The organism is Leptothoe sp. LEGE 181152 (assembly GCF_032906605.1).
In the GTDB taxonomy this organism is placed as follows: Bacteria; Cyanobacteriota; Cyanobacteriia; order Phormidesmidales; family Phormidesmidaceae; genus Leptothoe; species Leptothoe turfae.
In genome coordinates, this window is the sequence record NZ_JASATU010000008.1 from 35,297 (window position 1) to 55,316 (window position 20,020).

A 20,020-nucleotide genomic window follows, 5' to 3' on the forward strand; every position below is an offset into this window, starting at 1 on the left:
ATTGACCAGCTATTTTGACGTGCTGGAGTTAGGCTTAAACCAGAGGTATCTCCAGGATTTTATTCAATTCCATACCAGCCTTCAAACAAACAGGAAATTTCTTTAGATTGGACAGTTTTTTTGGGGAATCTCTGAATCATCCGAATGAATTGGTACAAAGTCAAAATCTACATTAGCTCCAGATGTTGAAGCTCTCTCTGGATTGAGAGAAGTATCCTGAACCTTCACAAGTTGCAGTTCTAAGTTAGAGACGCCATTTTGCTCAAATTTCAGAGCTTTTGAGTCGCTATAATCTACTTCAGTACCCGATTTAAGAGCCATATAAATAGAAGAACGACTAGGAGAGTTAAAGAATGGAATAGAAGAATTAGTTTCCTTAATGGCTTCAGCAACAGCTATCAATCCAAAGTAAGACATTGCAGTAGCATGGTTCACTATTTTTTTATTCCAAAAATTGTATGCTTCACAAGCAAAACCTGAAGGATCGCTATCAAAGTGCCAAGGAATAGCAAGAACCATATCTAAAGCTGCTTTTTGTTTTAGGGCATCTGGAGTGTAAAGATTTGCCATATCTCCAACAACCGAAATATCGCCTGATAAATCGTTGTCATCTATATATTCAAGTAGCTTAATTGCTTTACTAGTGGCCCTGATTGATGGAAATAAAACTAGAGCTTTGGCTGCTCCATTAACATCTTGCAAAAAAGGGTCCGTGACATTACTTTGAACTGAATCATCATCTTTTACTAGAGAGTCGAAAGATATCTCTTGTATAACCTCTCCATGCTTCTCAAACTCATTTCTGAAATTGATGGTCAGTTCATTGGCGTAGTCATTTTCTGACGCATAAACCACTGAAGTTTTGATATAGCCATTATCTGAAAGATATTGGGATAATTTTTCTGCACCTCTCTTGCTGGCAGGATTCATGCGAAAGACGTAGTCATAGCCTTCTAAATCATCTAATATACTAATCGGCGTAATGAGTACGAGTTCATCCTTGTAGACTTTTGCTGCTTCTAGGCTAACGTTGCTTGTCCAGTGCCCCACCACAGCTAAGATATTATTGAGCTTAAGAATTTCCTCACTGATTCTTCTTCCAACTTCAGGATCGTCAGCATCATCAACAATTAACAATCTTAAACCTCCACCTCTAATTGCACATTCTTCATTTATCTTATTTTGAGCTTGTGCAAACCCACGAAGCATTTCTGCGGCCTTGCCAGGTTCCTTTCCACTAGTAGGTACTGGAACAGCTACAGTGTAGCTTTTACCGTTACATATTTCTCTATTAGCAAGTTTCTTATTTTGCGTGTGGATTTTCTCTTCAGGATTAACATTGACGGGCCCGTCAAAATCTTTGAGAAGACGATTTCCATCTAAACTTAGCCTATCTAGTAATTCCGATGAAAACTTCTGTTTGATTTCCTTATCAAGGCTTACATCTCTTAAGAAGACTGCTAAGACACCATAGACGCCCAATAACACTCCGCCAAAAACAAGCACAGTTAATTTCTTTGGATTGGAAAAGAATTTCAATCCAAAGTTCTTGATTCTTTCATTTACTGAAAAAGAACCATTTACCGTAACTTCCTTGTCCCTCTCACCCACCAGCTCAGCTCTAACAGATGATATCTCGTCAGCAATTTTAGTCTCAGTAGCTGTAGGTTCAACAGGAATGTCAGTTTCATCTAATTTGGTTCCTGATCCATCTACATTGTTTATTTTTATCTCCGTAGCTACATCTGTAGCTACTTTACTCTTAACCAGTTCAAAGTCAGTAGACTGATCTTGAATAGGTTCAATATTAAACTCTTCAAGTACCTTAAACTTTGCTCTTTCTGCATCTACAGGCATAATCCCTTTATCCTGTTGTCGTCCTTCTAAGCTTTTTCTGATTTTTTCGCTGAAAGGATAACTCTCTCCATTCTCAAGTAGATCGCGTAAGGTATCTTCATAAAGGAGAATATTCTTTCGATATTCCTCTATAGGTAAAAAAGCCTCGCTCTCAATCTTTAGAGCCTCCTGAAGGGTTAATTTAAGCTCTTCTCGAAGCTCATCTAAAGTGCGTCTTTCAACAATTCCTATTTCTCCTCCTGTTCGCAACAAGAGCTCCTCGACTTTTTGCTTGTACCGTGATTTATTAGCCTCTTTCTGTTCAGCTAGCTCTTGACGTTTCTTGTGTAGCTCCTTCACAACTTTTCTAATACCCGCAGCTATGTTCTTAAATGCCGCATCTCTGTTAGGCCATGTAGTTACAGGTTTCGCATCCTTTGGAAAAGCTTGAAGCATACCAAAAGACATATCAGTCCACTCCGCTGGCCTTAGGATAATTGGAATAACTATTGCTTCTCCTTTTTTATGCCTATTCATTGCCTCTTGAAGTTCTATCTCGTAACAATATTTCGAGGCTATAAAATCGGGACTAATCAAAAGCAAGATAATATCTGCTTTTTTCAAATTTTTATCTATATCGCCACTCCATTCGCTACCTGCTGGTATCTGACGATCATGCCAAGTACTTACAATGCCTTTCCATTTTAGAGAAGCAAGGCTAGTATCCAGCTGATCACGAAGCTCTTCATCTTTATGTGAATAAGAAATAAACAACTCAATCTTATCGTTCATGGCAGATGTACCAATGGCTACAGAGAGTTAGATAGCTACGAATTAGGGCTCAGGATTTGTACTTAAACACCCTGAATTTATGATTACATACCACTATGTACGGTTCTACTGACTTTAATATGCGTTAATTTTGCCTAGCTCTATTGACTTGAGGTGTATCCGAGCCTTTGAGGATGAATGCTTTTCTCAGATCGAGTTCTGTATCAAATGATTCAGTCTCTTTTCAAATCAGAAAACAAAAGGGACTCACTGCCAAAACCAATGAGTCCCTTTATCTAAATAGATTGTTCGACTATTACATGAACTGTAAAGCGTTAGACCGTGGCTGTTTCCTTAGTCCACTCTGTGTGGAAGGTACCTTCTTGGTCCACACGCTTGTAGGTGTGAGCACCGAAGTAATCGCGCTGAGCCTGGGTGAGGTTCTGGGGTAGCTGAGCCCGACGGTAGCTGTCGAAGTAATCTAAAGATGCACTAAAGGCAGGCACTGGCACACCATATTGGGCGGCCATGGCAACCACATCACGCCAAGCAGACTGGCGGTCTAAAATTGTCTGCTTAAACTCAGGAGCCAACAACAAGTTAGGCAGTGCAGGATTCTCAGAAAATGCATGCTTAATCTTGTTCAAGAATCTGGCGCGGATGATGCAGCCACCTTTCCAAATGCGGGCACATTCGCCTAGATCCAGGTCATAATCATAGGTCTCTGATGCCTTACGCAACAGGGCCATTCCTTGAGCATAGGAACAAATTTTAGAACAATACAACGCATCCCGAATCTTGTTGATCCACAGGGTGGTGTTATCCGTGATCGTGCCATCGGGACCGCTAATCTGGGTAGATGCGGCCACCCGCTCATCCTTAAGAGAAGACATAATCCGCGCATTGACCGCTGCTGTGATGGTGGGAATACTCACACCCATTTCCAGGGCATTCATCACTGTCCAACGACCAGTGCCTTTTTGACCAGCAGCATCTAAGATTTTTTCTACCAGAGCCGTATCACCTTCGGTTTTGGTGAAAATATCAGCCGTAATCTCAATTAAAAAGGAATCCAACTCCTCAGTTGTATTCCACTGGGCAAAGATTTCATGGAGCTGCTGATGTCCCAAACCCAAGACATTTTTCATCAGATCATAGGCTTCGGCAATTAGCTGCATGTCGCCATACTCGATGCCGTTATGCACCATCTTGACGTAGTGGCCAGCACCGCCGGGGCCAATGTAGGTGACACAGGGACCATCATCCACTTGGGCCGCAATTTTTCTGACAATGGATTCGATGGACTCATAGGCAGCACGGGTACCACCGGGCATCAAACTGGGACCATTCAGGGCTCCTTCTTCACCGCCGCTTACACCCATGCCGATAAAGCGAAAACCTGCCGCTTCCAGGGTCTTTACACGACGCTCGGTGTCTTCATATAGGGAGTTACCACCGTCGATGATCATGTCATCGGGATCAAGCAATGGCATTAATTGCTCAATCACAGCATCCACTGGCTTACCCGCCTTAACCATCAGTAAAATCTGACGAGGGCGCTCTAGCGAAGCAACGAACTCCTCCAGGGAATAGGCAGCTACAACATTTTTACCAACTGCTCGATTTGCCATAAAGGCATCGGTTTTTTCGCGCGATCGGTTGTAAACAGAAATCGGAAAACCGTTGCGTTCGACATTGAGGGCTAGATTTTCCCCCATCACCGCCAGTCCAATTACTCCAAAACTTTGTGCCATAACCTGTTTCCTAGTGTCTACGATGTAATATTGGCGCTGTCATTGGGTACCAGCGTAGACACAATTTTCTAAAACATGGACGGACTCATAGGTTTTCTTCAAACTCCATGTAATAACCCTGTATTCAAGGTTTTATTTGCTACTAAAACCCTCGGTTATTCGGGAGGTTGAGTGTGATTTACATCTTATAGTACAATTGAACTGGCTATTGGGTCTGTATATGTACTAATTTTAATTGAAATGACAGCTTTGTCACGAAGACGACCCATGGTTATCCAGGGGTACGGCATGATATATCAGAACTTGAGCTGCCGACCTTGATATGGGGTTTTACTTAGCAGTATCTTCACAGTTAGTATCGGTTTGAGTTAGTTATTCGTTGTCAAAAGTTTTTTAGCTCCCAACTTGCGTTATGCCTACTTCTACGATGAAGCTCCTTAGCATTGATCTGGGTCGTACAGCCACGAAAACCTGTATTAAGCGAAATCAGAATGATGTGGTACTAGTTCCTTCGAATGTTGCCCATCTGACAGTAGAGCAAGCTCGACGGGGTGGCTTTGAATCGCAACCCAGCGATCCGTTGCTTGATATGTGGTTGGAATACCAGGGCAAGGGATATGCCGTTGGGCATTTGGCTGCTGACTTTGGGGCTGATCTAGGTGTGGGGCAATCTAAAGTAGATGATGCCCTGGTGAAAACGTTGGCCTGTGTAGGTTACTTTGGCCTCAAGGGCAACCTGGGCGTTGTATTGGGTTTGCCTTATCACTCCCAGGAGCAGTTTGATAGCGAAAAGTCAGAAATTATCAGTTTACTGACATCTCCCCATGTCATGGTTTATCGAGGCCAGTCCATGGAAATAAATATAGACAAGGTTTGGGTGATGCCAGAGGGGTACGGCAGTCTAATTTGGAGTGAGGCTCAAAATAAGCGCACTTCCAGTCCTGATTTCCCAAATCTATCGGTCGCCATTGTGGATATTGGCCATCAAACGACGGATTTTCTGGCCATTGATCGTTTCCGGTTTGCCCGTGGGGCGTCCCAAAGTGAATCGTTTGGGATGGCTCAGTTTTATGAGCGGGTGGCGGCGCAAATTGATGGAGCTGATAGTCAATCCCTTTCCTTAATTACGGCTGTACATAATCTCGAAGGGGAGCGTTTTTATCGTCCCAAGGGGGCTTCTCGGCCAACGGATTTGGATGAAATTCTGCCTAGCTTAAGAAAGAGCTTTGCCCGTGAGCTATCCCAACGTTTTCTAAGCTGGTTGCCAGAGCGCGCTACAGATGTGATTGTGACGGGTGGTGGCGGTGAATTTTTCTGGAGCGATCTGCGTCCTTTATTAAAAGAGGCCAGACTTAAGGGGCATTTGGCTAAGCCTTCACGACAGGCTAATGCGTTAGGCCAGTATATCTACGGTGAGGCCCAGCTAGCTAATCTAAAAGCTGCTGCTGGGTAGTTTTCTGGGTAAGTAATTTTAATTTCCAGCTAATAAAGGTTAATCGAACCTTAGATTGACGGGTAACCCCCAGCTATGCGTTATTAGGGGCAGTGTTATTTGTGCCGCTGCTCGATCATGCCTGCCAAATCTATCCGTAAGAGTGTTTCCTTTGACGATAGTGATGGGGATCGGGTTTTGCTGGATGCGATCGCAAACCACCAGTCTAAGCATGCTCAATCGTTTAGCGATCTCTGTAAGCAGGCACTCCATCAATATCTATTAAGCCGTGAACCCACGCAATCGGTAATGCTGTTTATGGAATTGCAGCATCAGATTGCCCAATTGAATGTGCGTGTAGCCACCCTCGAAGACAACAGCAGCCTTGCAGCGGCCTTTCCCCCACCAGATAGTCAGCATGGGGATCCTAACAGGGGAACTCATCATGAGATTCCGGCAGAGCAGGCCACAGTCCCAGACGAAGAAGCCGATGCAGCGACAGTAACCGATGACCCGGTGCTTAATCGCTTGGGGCCTCTGTTGGAGGAATTCTAAACTGGGAAATTACCGGTGTTGATTCAGAGGATAATAAACCGATCAGTCCAATTGCGTACCCACCAAAACTGGAGACATAAAATCCGACTGAGGATTAGCCACACCGGAAAATTTATAGCTTTGCAAACACAATCTTCAAAAAAAACGTAAACTAACTGCGGACACTTCATCAAATCTTGCCCATCTTTGTAAACAAGGCCAGTAGCATAAGTTCAAGGGTGTATCAAGAACTTTACATATTCGGGGGTTTAATGCTGTCTTATTGTTCCTGTAGCCAGATAGCCAGATCCGGTTTGATCTAGCCCATTAGCTCTGGTGTGAACTTAGATGGCTGATTAATAGTCCTTAATGTTTAGCGGGTTCACTAACCGACTGTAATGGAAAAACTGAATGTGACGGCAACGGGCCGCTGGTTGTCCTTGGTCTGCGCATCCTTGGGCATACTGTTGGCTCTGCCCGGGTCTGCCAGTGCTCAATCTGCTTTGACGTGGGCCAGAATAGAACTTACACGTAATCAGGTACAGCTATTTACCGATGGTCGATCTCGTAGGGCACGGGTCTCCGATGTGCTTGGCGTTGGCGACGCCTTGAGCACGGCTCGCAGGGCACGAGCAGAGTTGCGTTTTAATGATGGCTCCCTTGCCCGCATTGGCGAAAGTGCGGTGTTTCAATTTACCCCCAATACCCGTAATTTTCGGCTGTCCAACGGTACGGTCCTGCTATTAATTCCACCTGGCCAGGGGCGGACGACTATCCAAACACCTAACGCTGTCACTGGTATCCATGGCTCAGCGCTGTTTGTGCGCTTTGTTCCTGACACCAACACCACGATTATTGGTGCCCTGACAAACAATCCAGAAGGTCCGATGATGGCCTTCAATGAAGATGGTTCTGCCCAACAGCCGCTCTACGCTGGAGAGATGGCGGTGCTGCATGAAGATGGCAGGTTAGAGCTTTTTTCTTTTGACCTCCACGAGTTCTATGCCACCAGTGATTTAGTCACTGGCCTCCTATTGGATAACCCGGAAGCATCCACAGGTGATGAGGCCATTGATGCGGTCAGACAAGAAATTCATGAGGCCCTGGAAGAAGAGAGTTTTGAGGATGGTGACGATGTCATTCAAAATCCAGCCTTCCTTTCGGCCAATTCATCTAGCCGTATAGCGTCGTCCACAACCATACCGGACTTTTCCCTATCGCCCGCTGCTGACTTTTTACAACAGCGTAATATCAATGAGCGGTTTGATAATACGGTTAATGCTACGGTGAATCAACCGGATATAGAATCACGACGGCCTAACCCACCTGGGGTAGATCGCCCTAATCCTCAGCCCCCCGCTAGACCCAATCCACCGACAACGCCTAAACCACCCGTGGCACCTAGACCCGTTGAGCCGACCAATCCTATCGGTGGCCCGACCCCCGGTGGCCCTGGTGGCCCAACCCCTGGTGGCGGCGACAAGCCTGATCTACCGATTGAGCCCCCTAACCAACCAACACCAAATATTCCTGCCCCCGTTACCCCTGAGCCTACAGAACCGATTTCTCAGCCAACTCCAGGTGTTGAGCCGATTGCGCCAACGCCTCAAACACCGCCTGAACCGAGCGTTCCTGAACCGGCACCTTCACCACCTGTGATTGATACTCCCGTCATCGTAGGTACCCCTGAACCTACTGTCCCTGGGGTGATTCCACCTCCTGACAAACCTGCACCCCCCATTGAACCGATTGCGCCTGAAGCCGTCATACCCCCCGATAACAACGTTGAAAATATTGTGGAAAGCCCCATCGAGGTGGTCCCCCAGCCTGAGACTGAGGTCCAAATAGACCGTCTGCCAGACGCTGTCGCTGAGCCACCTGTGGAGCCACCGGCACAAACAGCGCCGGTGAACGCACCCCCAGGGACCTAACAATAGATACGCCAGATACGCCAGATACGCCAGATACGTAAGGCATGGGCCAAGCAGAAGAGGACAGAGGAAACAACTTTCCTCTGTCCTTGTTATATTTGTCCTTGTTATATTTGAGGCGCAATCACTTTCTCAGGAAATATCTGTAGAAGAGAGTTTTGACGTTGTTCTAACGTCTCAGTATTTGACCACCAGAGAGACTCATAGAAGAAAAAGGAAACGCCAGCATAGGCGCGATCGCGCACCGCTGTCACCTGTTCTTGAATCCGCGCCATAGGCACAGGGCGGCCTCGTAAACCACTAAGTACACCCACCGCCGTTGGAATGTGACGGCGCGCATCCTGAGCAGGATCACGGTTCATTTCCCAAACGAATCGCCCTAAATCACTGCGATAAAGCTGCACAATGAGTTCTTCAATGTAGCCTCGATTCACCCAGGTATCCCAATCTTGCAAAAAGTGTTTGTAGGCAAACTCCTGGGGATTGGGAGACACTGACACAATTGCCTGGGGCTGTTGGGCCTTCACCACTTCAAAGGTGCGACCCATAAAGTCGGTAATTTTGTTAGCCCGCCAGCGAGTCCACTCTGGGTCATGGATATCTGCTGGAGGAGCCTTACCGTTGTGTTCTTGGCGATACAGGTTAACGGTATAAGGGTCATAGCCATAGACCGCCGGTAACCCAAAATGATCATCCACCTGGAAGCCATCGATGGGGTAATTAGCTGCCAACTCGCTCACCATGTCGAGCATAAACTGTTGCACTTCAGGGTGAAACGGATTGAGCCAAACTCGATTATGGGTACCTTCTGCTTTCACCGTGCTGCCGTCAGCTTTTTGAGTGAGCCAGTCTGGGTGGCTGCGTGCTAAAGCCGAATCAGCTGGAGCCATAAACCCGAATTCAAACCAGGGAATCACCCGCAACCCTAAGGGACGAGCCAAGCTGATCAGCTCCAGCAACATGTCGCGATCGCCCTGGGCAGCTTCCAGGGCTTCATTACGCTCCCCAGTATCATCCACATCCGGGTACAGACCTTGTTGATAGCCAAAGGTCCGTTTGGCCACATCGCTGGGATACAGGGTATATCCCCAATTCCACACCGTTGGATATACCGTATTAAAGTTGAGATCGGCTAGGCGCTGCAAACTGGTCTCTAGGGCATCCCGCGAAAATAACACCTGGCTATCAACATTGGTCATCCACACCCCGCGAATCTCTCTTGCGGGCAGGGGGGCATCAGCCATGGTCCCCGGTTGCACTCGATCAGGAACCAACGCAGCCACGGTCTGATCTGGGCTCGCCGCACACAACAGATTAGCGGCCATACCATAGGTGGCACTGCGGTTGGGGTAAAAACGAACCTGTTCCCTGGAGGCTCGGCCATAGGACTCAGTCGGTATCACCCCTTGGCCTAACGCTGCTGCCACACCTTCACGATTTTCGTAAGCGATGAGGGCGCTGTCACGAAATGTGGCGTCTAATAGCTGTGTGGCCTGGGCTTCATAGGGTAAAGCCGCACCGGTGGTGAGAATGGATAGGGCTTGCGATCGCAAAAGTGCCCGCTGTCCATTAGCCTCATCACCCAGGGCTGCATCCAACAGTTGCTCGACCTCGGTATCCCCCTCAAACGTCAATCCCAACGACTCATTAGCGGCTGCAAACTTACCTGGAAAGGTCACCAATACTGCCGAAGCAAACGTCTGCTGCGAAATCGATTGAAACGACTGGCGTATCGCACTAGTATCTAAGATTTGGCGCTGGCCAAGGGTGGCAACACAAGGCTGTTGACGCCAGTCTGCAGCCCGCACACCCAAACCGAAACACCCAAGCCAAGCACAAATGAAAAAACTCAAAATCCCATAGCACAGGAATTTTGCTCGCAAAAAAGATCCCCAAAAAGACATTCGCCTGCTTCAGCCTCCGCTGCGCTTGGCGCGATAGCCTTTTTCAATTAGCAGTGCCACCAACTTAGGGGCATGCTCCCCTTGAATTTCAATGGTGTTATCCTTCACTGTTCCGCCAGAGCCGCACTGAGCTTTGAGGGTCTTAGCCAGCTTTGTCAGTGTCTCAGGGGCATGTTGAAACCCACTAATAATGGTTACTTTCTTGCCTTTACGCCCTTTACCACTCACCTGCACCCGCAGGTCTTGCTCTGTCGGGGAGCGGTCAGGCACTGCCCTGGCCATAGCCGGGTTTTGACCAAATTCTGAATACACAACCCGGTTTGTTGCCTGATCTGTCTTTTTACCCTTGTGTTTCGCCATCTAAGGTGCTCCTTTCTACCCAAACATTCAACCCAGCCAGACCTAGAGCATACAGCCTAGGCAACATGACTCTAAACTACCCTTCATAAGGGTTGAATCCAAAGGCCCAGGGCAAGCTTTCGCCCTAATGGCATACCCATAAGTTTGGCTCGGACAATCTAATCCCAGAAGGCTTCCCACGCATTACGCGGTTGATTCGACGTGTCTTGAGAAGTGCCATCAAAAGTAGGTACTTCTAGAGGTGCAGCCACTGACGTATCCGCCGATGGCAACACCTGGGAACGGTCAGGTACATTGATTGACGGCTGATTACCAAAGGCCCCCGTTGCGGGCTGAGCTGCTGGGAACGGATTGGCACTATTAGCACCTTGGCGTGCACCATTAAATGTTGAAAGTGACGCCGGGGGGGTGTAGCCAGTTGTCCCTGGCGGTGGAGACATGTTGGGAGTCGTGCGAATAAAGGACCGATCAAGGCCATTCAAACTACCAGGTACTACCCCCGTATCCACCTGTCCAAAGGAAAATGTTGGCGTGTCGACATTGCTCTGTTCTGTAGCTGCCGCAGCATCACTCGCAGGTAAAACAGGCAGACCTCTGGAATCTACCTCAGGGGTCTGAGCAGATGTGGTTGCAGCTTCCTGTTCCGCCTCTTGTCGAGCCAAGGCGTCAGCTAAGGCACTGGGAGCTAAAACAGTGGTGGGTTGATTAGCGTTAGGCTGTGATGTCAAAACAGATTCAGAAGGACGCTGTACCGGTATCGCCCCTGCCCCTTTGTCCGACTGAGTATTAGAGCCCCTGGCCCGAGTTCCAAGGAAACTGTATTCGTCAATGTAGCGAGTTAAACGCTCCACACCTGTCTCACTAGGTACGCCGCTAGCATTACCCAATGCCTCATTCAGCGATGCTGCAGCGCTGAGCTCACCACCAGACGTCAAGGCAGATACATCTGAATCTAGTTGGGCCAGCAGCAGTTCTATGTTGTCCAGTTCCGCAGCTACGGCCTGTTCCTCAGGAGTCAGAGACTCTAGCAGCACATCACTAGAGGTGGAATCACCGGAACTACCTAGCCCCGTAGAACCAATTTGCCATGGTAACTGGCCTGGGTTTTGACGATACTCCCAGGCATATACACCTACAACTCCGGTCACTAGAATGCCAAGCCAAAGCCATGGATTTAAGAGGACCTGTAAGCGAGATGGGAAGTATCGAACAGATGGAGGTAATCGCATAAGTCAATGACCCCAATAACGATGGTAATCGTGTGGGCAGCTAAAAAATCAGCAGACAATGAACTAGGAACACAGACGCTCTAAAGAGATTTAGTACCCACCTTTATGCTGGCACGTATCAAAAAATCTTGCCTTTAGAAACGTAACGATAGCTTCAGTGGCACAAGCACAAAAGTTAGCTTGTAAAAGATTAAAGGTTAGCTTGTAAAAGATTATATGTCATGGGAAAAATTCTCCGTGAATATTACAGGGTTTATTGGGTTCACTGTGGCGCTTCTATAAAGCAGGAGTATACTAGGGCAGGAATCCATTTGGATGTTCTAGCAAGCTCCCTTCGGGACGAAAAAAGTAGTTAGCTAAATTTCTCAAGCTGATTACAAAGATGGTGAGTGGCATGTATTGGCTACTTTATTTCTCTGAACTCAACTCCGGAGTAGTGTTTTGATATGGGGTCACACAGGATGTCTTAATCGACACCGAGGAAGCCTTCATCACAATTAAATTTGCTAAAACTCCAAATATTCAAAGATTCTGTTAAGTGTTCCGGCGTTCCGACGGTCTTGTCCTGATTGTTTTAAGATTAGAGCGCGCCAGGGTTAGCATCTCTTTTATCTTCAGCAAAGCCTACAGATTATTCCATTGGCGGTTTGGTAGAACATGTAATGTCTACTTCTAGAGTCCCCAAGCTCCCACCCACAGACAATGGCGAAACTAATAGCGTTCGCTATGAAGTGAATCCGGCTATTGCCCTTAATACTTTGACCGATATCTACAAGCAGGTCCAGAAGTATCAGATACAACTAAGACAGCTAGTCAATAAAATTCATCAGGTCTATGCGGAAGGGCCCGTGGTATCTGGCTGGTTGGCCTCGGAAGCCAGCTTAAATGCGGCAGTTAAATACTCAAATCGTTCTGAGCATGCTCAAACCTGCTATGCAAGGGATCACGCTAGCCCATCCCGCTCCTTAGAGGCCATGGATGTAGCTTTGTTTCGCCATGGCGATGCGGATGATTTGATGAACTATCTGTCAGCCTTAGAAAGTGCCATGCTAGAAAATGGCGCAGTGGCTAACGCAAACACATGCTTGGCTGCAGAATCTCCCTCCAGTTCATTGGCTAACGGCAACCTTAGCCAGTATTATCTATGTCGGCTGAACAGTAGCGGGCAAATTCAAACAGAACAATGCCCACCCGAGCAAGTGCCGGTGTTGAGTATGGCCATTGCTCGCTATCGACGGCTCAACCAGTTGATCAAGCAGAAGCAGGCCATTGAAGCAAAATTGCAGGCCATTGTGGAGCTTTTAGGGGATATACAAATGGTATTGGCAGATTAATACCAATGTCGTGTAGGGGTGTTCCACGGAACACCCCTACACGACGTTTGAAAATCACCAACCCCTGAAAATCACCAACCCCAGGTATTAGCTTCGCCCTTAAAAGGGCCCACAATATCTGAGGTAATCCAACCGCCGTAAAAATCCCCAGCCTGGGCTTGAACTTGCTCGTTATCGACGTAGCAAGCGTCCATGGCACTTGGGTAAAAGGCCACGTAGTTAGCAATTGACTTGAATCGCTCCGTAGGGGTGGGATAGTACCAAGCCACCCGCTCCGCTATTTGTTCACCAACGGTGAGCGAGTAATAGTGGGCGCGTCCTTTCCATTCACAAAACGAGGTGCCAGATGCCCCGGTCAAATATTCCATGGCAATATCACCAGGAGGAATATAGTAGACCGGTGGGTGACTAGTTTCTAACACTCGTTTTGTCTGATTACTTTCAGCAATTACCTGATCGTTAAAGACAATTTTAATGTGCTTGGGGCTATCCACTAATGCGGGCGGACGTGGATAGTCCCAAACAGACTCCTGGCCTGGACCAGGTGGAATACGTCGAGAAAGCATCTGTATGTAGAGTCTCCTATTCGCCTGTCCAGCGTCGAATTTCGGCTTGGGCCTGGTCGTAATTTTCAGTGCCCTCGGGGATCAGCTCCGCAGCCTCAATGGCACTAAAAAAGAGGCCTTGGTCAGCACGGGTCTGGGCAATGGCCAACATTTTGCCTGTCCAGTCGCCAATCAACCTTTGGGCATCGGCGTACTCAACCGACAGCTCTTCTGGGATTTCCTGAAGCTTCAAAATGCCGTTTTGATACGTGCTTGCCTGACCTATGCGTGGAATAGATTGGGCTTCGCGAATCAGGGCGCGGGCATCCGCTCGTTTTTCCCATAGGCTAAGGCGTTCCTGAGCCTCTTGATAAATATCGGCAGGCTCACTGGGAATCAGCTTTGCTGCGTCAATGGCAGCCTGGAGTTCAGCCTCAGCAGCACGACCTTCAGCCAGGTCGAGGATAACCTGACTCCAGCGTTGGATGTCAGCCTGGGCCTCAGCATAGTTGGGATCGCCTGGACGAATTTGGCGGGCGGTTGCGATCGCACTTGCAAACCGAGATGCCTGACTTGGGCGCAGTGACCGACGTGCCTCTTCCAAAATTGCAGCCGTATCAGCACCATTGTCAGACCCATCACCTGTCGTATTACCAGCCGCAGGTACAGTATTGGGCGCAGCCGCCGTCGGCGTCTCAGTCTCTGCCGTATCATCGGGCACATCCGCTGTATCATCGGCATCTGGGTCGTCTACCTCTGGCCCAGTATCCCCTGCCTCCGCATCGGTGGTCACCTCTGGGTCGTCAGGGTTTTCAGGATCTGGGTCGTCAGACGTTTCGGCCTCTGGGTCCGCTGTAGCCTCCGCATCAGGAGTGTCAGCAGTATCGGGCTCATCAGGAACCTCAGTGCCATCAGGGATACCCACTGAAGGATCGGCATCCGGATCATCCAGCACCGTTCCGTCCGGATCATCAGCCCCCTCCGGATCCATACCGATGCGAGCCAACCATTCCGGCGGCACGCGCTCTTGCAGCGTACTTTGCACCAACGGCTGATCACGAAATAGCACCGCCGTCAATAGCAACAGAGCCCCCAGCACACCTAAGGCACCCAGGCAGCCTCCCGTGCGGTTCTTAGCAGGTGGAGGATCATCTGGCAGATTATCCACCGTTGTGCTGCCATAGATATCGCCCTCATCATCGGTGTCGGTATCCAGCGAAAACGGCTCCCGTGGTGGCTCCTCCGGTAGTTCATCTTCCAGTACAAACTCCGGTACAGGCTCTGGGATTAGATCGCCATCGTCACCGGCATCTGGATTGTCGGGAACAAGACCCGCATCCATGGCTCCAGCATCCATGGCTGACGTTTCAGGAATCAAAGGCGGTTCTTCCGGCATGTATTCTGGTGTGTCTATTGGTGAGATCTCATCCTCTGTAAATTCATCTATAAACTCATCTGTAAATTCATCGTTTGCGATCGCATTCGGAGCATCCACCATCGCCGCCAACCCTGCTGCTCCAGCAACAGCCGTAGACTCCACTGACTGAGCCGCCATTGTTTCCCGTTGATGCCAAAGCAACTGAAACTTTTGTTCTTCAGGGAGTATCACCACCGGATTTTGAATGGGCCGCCAATGATGCTCACACAGCTCAGGAATCCGTTCTACCAAATAGCGCTCCAGGTGACTGAGGGTGGCACAACCGTCGTAGCGCAGGCCCTCTAATAGGGCTGCCGTAAATAACCCATGGCGCACCGCCAATGTCTCGTGGGAAAACTCGTTGGGCTGACAGGACAAAATTAAGGGAATCCGAGCCTTTTGAGCCAACTTAGCCACCTGTTCACCAATGGCTTGACCCGCTAGCGCACTCTGACTACGGTTCATATCCAGCACCATCATGATGTTGTCAGTTGGTGCTTGTTTGAGATATTGCACCACATCCTGTAGCGCAATCCCAGTTTGTTTCACCTGGGCCGGATCACCATCCACAGGCATTAAATAGTCTTTGTTATCAGCTTGAGCCCCATAGCCACTGAAATAAAACCAAAGGGTGTCATCCTGTTGCACCCGGCCCTGGCAAATGGTCTCTAACCAATCATGAATAGCCACCCGGTCAGGGACAACCGCTTCCTGTTCCGTCGAGGTGGACAAATCACTCAGCAAAATGCAGTTTTCCGGCGCAAAACCAGCATCTTCAATTAGATATCTGCGAATACCCACCGCATCATTTTGAGCTTGCATCAGCGGCTGAAACCCCTGATACTGATTGATTCCAATAATAATTGCCCAGCAATTCGACATCAGAGACCACCAAATACAGATTGGACGTTGAAGGGAACAGAAGCTTTCAGCGCCATATATTACTGCAAGTTGAGCCGTTTGCGTTGGGATCCGGCATCAACTTATAGATCAATCACTGAGTGACTTCCTTATCCAGTCAAAATTGTGGCCTGCACAGCTTTGCTATTCTTGTTCATTCAAGCTACAAAAGTGGGAAAGTTTGACGATAGTCTTACTTAGCTGTCATATCGGAGTAAACCCTTGAGTTTTCCCGAAACCGCAATTCTGTACATGAACGCAGTTTATATTACAGTTCTACCCGGACGGCATTACTCCTAGCATTTGTTAATCTACATGTCTACGACATCCCTCTACCGACCCTATTCCAGACGGCGACGCCAGCGCACCCTAGCGCAACACCTCAGCGCCTCATGCGCCCCCCTTGGGTTAGCGGTCTTACTGGGGACCTCTGGAGCTTTGTGGCTAACCGAAGCTTTGATCATGCCTAAGGCATCCTATGCCTATACGTCTCGGTTAAATTTATTTTTGACGTTGGAAGACGGTGAACCTTACAGCAGTCTGGTAACGCGGGCCAATATGGCAGCTCGGGCAGGCGCACAGCGTAGTTTTGACCAAGATTTGCTAATCACGGAAGTGATGATTAGTGTGACTGCGGAAAATAGCGACGGTATTGCCGTGCCTATTTTGAACCTACGGGTCAGCCGTCAGGAGTGGGGTCAGCAGCCGATGACTGAATATTGGGCGACATATTTTCGGGGGGCTCAGACGTTACTTGAGTCTTCGTCGGGATCGTCGTTTTAGGGAATTTTTGAGACCAGCCTGCTAATGACTAGGGATATCCCAGGGCAGGTACAAGACCAGCCTGCTAATGACTAGGGATATCCCAGGGCAGGTACAAGACCAGCCCCTACAACGCCCCTAAATTTCCTCACTAGAAACTAGCCCCTGCGCACAACTTTGGTCTATTATCAATAGGTTGTCTAATTTTCCAACAGGTCCATGGCGGTTCCTAAGAAGAAACGCTCCAAGTCTAAGCGCAACATGCACCGCGCTGTTTGGAAGCGTAAAGCAGAATTACAGGCTCAGCGGGCTTTGAGCCTTGGCAAGTCGGTATTGACTAATCGGTCCAATAGTTTTGAGTATCCTCAAGATGATGAGGATGAGGACGACGACGAGTAGGGTTACGGACGTCTTTTGGATAAAAGCAGCGGGTGGGGTTCTGAGGGGCTTCACCCGTTGTTTTTTTTGCACATTACGGCAAGCCTTGTCAGGTGATACAAACATTATTCATGCAACATAAGGCTTTGGATTATTTATTTTTGTATCCTCGCTAGCCGCTGGGCTTTTTGTTGGACGCTTGCTGGGCTTTGGCTGGAATACGGCCCTACTGATGGGAGCCGTATTTGCTCCCCATACATTGTTGGGATATCCAATTGTGAATCGGCTGGGGGGTAATGGGTAATGAAGCCATTACTGTTACCATTGGTGCCACCATTTTTACCGATATTCTGGGGCTTTTACTCCTGGCAATTTCTGTTTCTATCCATGCCGGAGAGTTCTCTCTATTTAGTCTGGTCGCTCAAATCCTTGCCCTTGCCATCTACGCTGCCACTGTTCTTTTTGGCCTGGACTGGGCGGGTAAACTTTATTTTCGGCTTAGCCATCAGTCGTGCCTATGCCCATATGGATGACCCAATCTTGGTGGATGATTTGAAAAAGTGCCAACTGATGGTGCAAGAAGCGAACAATATTAGTCAAACGCTGAGTGTAAAAGCAAATCCTATTGTCAGCATTGCCGATGATGCAGCCACGGGCATTAGCCACACAGCCCGTGAACAAAATGCCAACCTGATGGTAAGTGATGTCACGACTCAATTAATCCGAGAACTGACCTGTTCTATTGTGTTGTTTGGTGAGCCCCATATGTAACACCACACTTTTTGCCTGAACAGTTTAAAATGCAATACCACAATGGCTTTAGAACTCTAACCTAGAGTAGGCCCTGGCCCAACACACATCGTTTGAGGATCGGTCTGAATACAAGCAATTAAGCCAGTACTTGTGCGATCGCACCCAGCAATTCCTGAGCCCGAATCGGTTTAGTCAAGTAGCCATCGATCCCTTGTGCTATTAACCGCTCTTGGGTTTCTGAGATCGCATGGGCCGTAACCATCAAAACAGGCACCTGTATCTGTTGTTTTTGACAGTACTTAAATATCTCTTGAGCAGCCTCTTCCCCTCCCATGATAGGCATTTCAAGATCCATTAGCACCAGGTCAAAAGAATGTTCTAAAAACTGTTTACATGCCTCTTTTCCGTTGTTAGTCAAGCTTACAATACAGCCATTTTTCTGCAACAGGTGTTCCAAAAGCTTCTGGTTAATGGGATTATCCTCTGCCACCAAAACACGAATTGAACGACGCAGCCGCAACCGCACATCCTTGAGAGGATTGTCGGGCAATACCTGAATTGCAGCAGCCTGAATAATTGGGCACGTCAAGGTAAACGAAAAAATTGAGCCCTCTCCCAACTCACTTTTCAGGTGTAGTTTCGACTTCATAAGCTCCAACAGCCGTGATGAAATCGCCAACCCTAAGCCGGTGCCGCCATGTTCTTGCCGATTATGGTTACTAGCCTGGACGAACGGTGAGAATATGTCTTGCTGCTGATCGTTGGCAATGCCAATACCCGTATCTGACACACAAATTTTGACAGTTACAACATCAGAGGCCATGTGCTGTAAACTACAGCGCAGATTAATCAACCCATAGCGAGGTGTAAATTTAACCGCATTGCTGCATAAATTCAGCAAAATTTGGGAGAGCCTATTCTTATCGATTAAAAGCCTTTCTGGAATGGACGGGTCAACGTCAATTGAAAATTGCAGCTGTTTTTGAAAAATCTCATCCTGCAAAACCTCTTCGATGATTGTGCAAAGATTGCTCAATGATGTTGGGGTCGGTTTGAGGGTTAATTTGTTAGCCTCAATTTTTGAGAAGTCCAGAACATCGCTGATAATAGCCTGCAAAATTTGTGCAGAGGTATTGGCCGTATCCACATACTGCTGCTGCTCTAGCGACAGTTGGGTATCGGACAGCAGGTCCAATGCCCCGATGATGCCGTGGAGCGGCGTGCGAATATCATGGCTAATCATGGCTAAAAACTGGGATTTTGCCTGATTCGCCTCCAGTGCCTGAAAATGAGCCTCTTCTAGAACACTGGTATAGTGGGTAATCTTCTCAGAAAATAACCGGGCTTCTAGCAAGTACATTACTTGCGATGCCAACGTCTTGAGGCCATCAATTTGATGCTGGTTCAATTTTCTAGGAACAAAATCGATCACGCATAGGGATCCGAGGTTATGGCCCCGAGGTGTAACCAGCGGAATACCTGCATAAAAGCGAATTTTTGGATTGCCCAATACCAAGGGGTTGTCCTTAACCCGCTCATCAGCCGTGGCGTCCTCAACGATGAATGGAACTTTGCCCAGAACTGTATATCCACAGAATGCTTGTTGCCTGGGCGTTTGATTAATATCAAGACCGCAAACAGATTTAAACCACTGACGATGCTTATCAACCAGGCTGATTAAGCTTACAGGGGTTTGACAAATATAGCCAGCCAGACGAGTCAGTTGATCAAAGGAGGCTTCAGAAGGGGTATCTAAAATCCTGTAATAACTTAGGTCCGCTAGGCGGTCAGCATCGTTTTTGGGAATAGGAGCGGCCGGCATATTAAAATCAGGCAGCATCTCTGAGATCTACTGCCTGTAAAGTCTAATATCAGAATTAATAATTTTATTATAGCTGGCTGAATTCCGTCATTTTTGCGATCGCATTTTTTGAAACCGCTCCTTTTCATAAGCTTTGACGCCTTACCTAGGCTTTCATAAAGATTCCAGCCAGAATTGATAAGTTTATTGCCAAAATCTGTTTTTTCCCCGGATATATCTAAATGCACGGAACTGTCAGGTCTCAGCATCAGGTTAAGGGATGATTAAACCCAATCAATGGATATGTCCAGCCATCAGTGTATCGGTGAAGAGATGGAACCATCGGATTACTGGTGGAAACACTCAAACGACGAAAACC

15 protein-coding genes and 1 pseudogene are annotated in these 20,020 nt (G+C 47.9%); 8 read left to right on the forward strand and 8 right to left on the reverse strand.

Annotated features, from left to right (window positions below; translation table 11 throughout):
* Positions 1-102: 102 nt before the first annotated feature.
* Both QGP82_RS04490 and gnd read right to left on the reverse strand, forming a co-directional pair.
* Complete coding sequence (locus QGP82_RS04490) at positions 103-2,628, reverse strand: TIR domain-containing protein (RefSeq protein ID WP_163670918.1); 2,526 nt, start codon at positions 2,626-2,628, stop codon at positions 103-105.
* 314 nt (positions 2,629-2,942) lie between these two features.
* Positions 2,943-4,361, reverse strand: coding sequence for an NADP-dependent phosphogluconate dehydrogenase (gnd, locus tag QGP82_RS04495; protein ID WP_163670919.1), 1,419 nt, complete (start codon positions 4,359-4,361; stop codon positions 2,943-2,945).
* A gap of 412 nt (positions 4,362-4,773) precedes the next feature.
* Between gnd and fcmB the strand changes: the two genes are divergently transcribed.
* From fcmB to QGP82_RS04510, 3 genes are all read left to right on the forward strand, one after another.
* The gene (gene fcmB / locus QGP82_RS04500; RefSeq protein ID WP_163670921.1) at positions 4,774-5,814 is read left to right on the forward strand and encodes a filament morphology actin-like protein FcmB; all 1,041 of its coding nucleotides are present in this window, start codon (positions 4,774-4,776) and stop codon (positions 5,812-5,814) included.
* Between the two features lie 117 nt (positions 5,815-5,931).
* Positions 5,932-6,348, forward strand: coding sequence for a filament morphology membrane protein FcmC (fcmC, locus tag QGP82_RS04505; RefSeq protein ID WP_499057314.1), 417 nt, complete (start codon positions 5,932-5,934; stop codon positions 6,346-6,348).
* A gap of 377 nt (positions 6,349-6,725) precedes the next feature.
* Positions 6,726-8,258, forward strand: coding sequence for a FecR domain-containing protein (locus QGP82_RS04510; protein WP_499057316.1), 1,533 nt, complete (start codon positions 6,726-6,728; stop codon positions 8,256-8,258).
* A 107-nt stretch (positions 8,259-8,365) separates the two neighbouring features.
* Here the strand turns inward: QGP82_RS04510 and QGP82_RS04515 are convergent, their stop codons facing one another.
* The 3 genes from QGP82_RS04515 to QGP82_RS04525 all read right to left on the reverse strand — a co-directional run bounded on the left by QGP82_RS04515 (position 8,366) and on the right by QGP82_RS04525 (position 11,751).
* On the reverse strand, positions 8,366-10,066 hold the full coding sequence (locus QGP82_RS04515) for a glycoside hydrolase family 10-like protein (protein WP_499057477.1): 1,701 nt from the start codon (positions 10,064-10,066) through the stop codon (positions 8,366-8,368).
* 105 nt (positions 10,067-10,171) lie between these two features.
* Positions 10,172-10,522 (reverse strand): translation initiation factor, encoded by a 351-nt coding sequence (locus tag QGP82_RS04520; protein WP_499057318.1) that lies wholly within the window; start codon positions 10,520-10,522, stop codon positions 10,172-10,174.
* A 158-nt stretch (positions 10,523-10,680) separates the two neighbouring features.
* The gene (locus QGP82_RS04525; RefSeq protein ID WP_163700855.1) at positions 10,681-11,751 is read right to left on the reverse strand and encodes a hypothetical protein; all 1,071 of its coding nucleotides are present in this window, start codon (positions 11,749-11,751) and stop codon (positions 10,681-10,683) included.
* 662 nt (positions 11,752-12,413) lie between these two features.
* Between QGP82_RS04525 and QGP82_RS04530 the strand changes: the two genes are divergently transcribed.
* Positions 12,414-13,085, forward strand: coding sequence for a hypothetical protein (locus tag QGP82_RS04530; protein ID WP_163670937.1), 672 nt, complete (start codon positions 12,414-12,416; stop codon positions 13,083-13,085).
* Between the two features lie 71 nt (positions 13,086-13,156).
* Here the strand turns inward: QGP82_RS04530 and QGP82_RS04535 are convergent, their stop codons facing one another.
* Positions 13,157-13,651, reverse strand: a complete 495-nt coding sequence (locus QGP82_RS04535) for a DUF427 domain-containing protein (RefSeq protein ID WP_163670939.1) — start codon at positions 13,649-13,651, stop codon at positions 13,157-13,159.
* Between the two features lie 16 nt (positions 13,652-13,667).
* Positions 13,668-15,929, reverse strand: a complete 2,262-nt coding sequence (locus QGP82_RS04540; RefSeq protein ID WP_499057321.1) for a caspase family protein — start codon at positions 15,927-15,929, stop codon at positions 13,668-13,670.
* Between the two features lie 333 nt (positions 15,930-16,262).
* Here QGP82_RS04540 and QGP82_RS04545 point away from each other — a divergent pair, with 333 nt between their 5' ends.
* The 4 genes and pseudogenes from QGP82_RS04545 (at position 16,263) to QGP82_RS04560 (ending at position 17,858) form a co-directional block, all read left to right on the forward strand.
* A complete protein-coding gene (locus tag QGP82_RS04545; protein ID WP_499057323.1) occupies positions 16,263-16,730 on the forward strand; it encodes a hypothetical protein in 468 nt (155 codons plus the stop codon).
* A 198-nt stretch (positions 16,731-16,928) separates the two neighbouring features.
* On the forward strand, positions 16,929-17,108 hold the full coding sequence (rpmF, locus tag QGP82_RS04550; RefSeq protein WP_006519493.1) for a 50S ribosomal protein L32: 180 nt from the start codon (positions 16,929-16,931) through the stop codon (positions 17,106-17,108).
* Positions 17,109-17,229: 121 nt separating this feature from the next.
* Positions 17,230-17,584, forward strand: a pseudogene (locus QGP82_RS04555) (cation:proton antiporter domain-containing protein); the annotation flags it as partial.
* 28 nt (positions 17,585-17,612) lie between these two features.
* Positions 17,613-17,858, forward strand: coding sequence for a hypothetical protein (locus QGP82_RS04560; RefSeq protein ID WP_499057326.1), 246 nt, complete (start codon positions 17,613-17,615; stop codon positions 17,856-17,858).
* Positions 17,859-17,976: 118 nt separating this feature from the next.
* Here QGP82_RS04560 and QGP82_RS04565 read toward each other — a convergent pair whose 3' ends face one another.
* On the reverse strand, positions 17,977-19,662 hold the full coding sequence (locus QGP82_RS04565; RefSeq protein ID WP_163670945.1) for a GAF domain-containing hybrid sensor histidine kinase/response regulator: 1,686 nt from the start codon (positions 19,660-19,662) through the stop codon (positions 17,977-17,979).
* Positions 19,663-20,020: the final 358 nt, after the last annotated feature.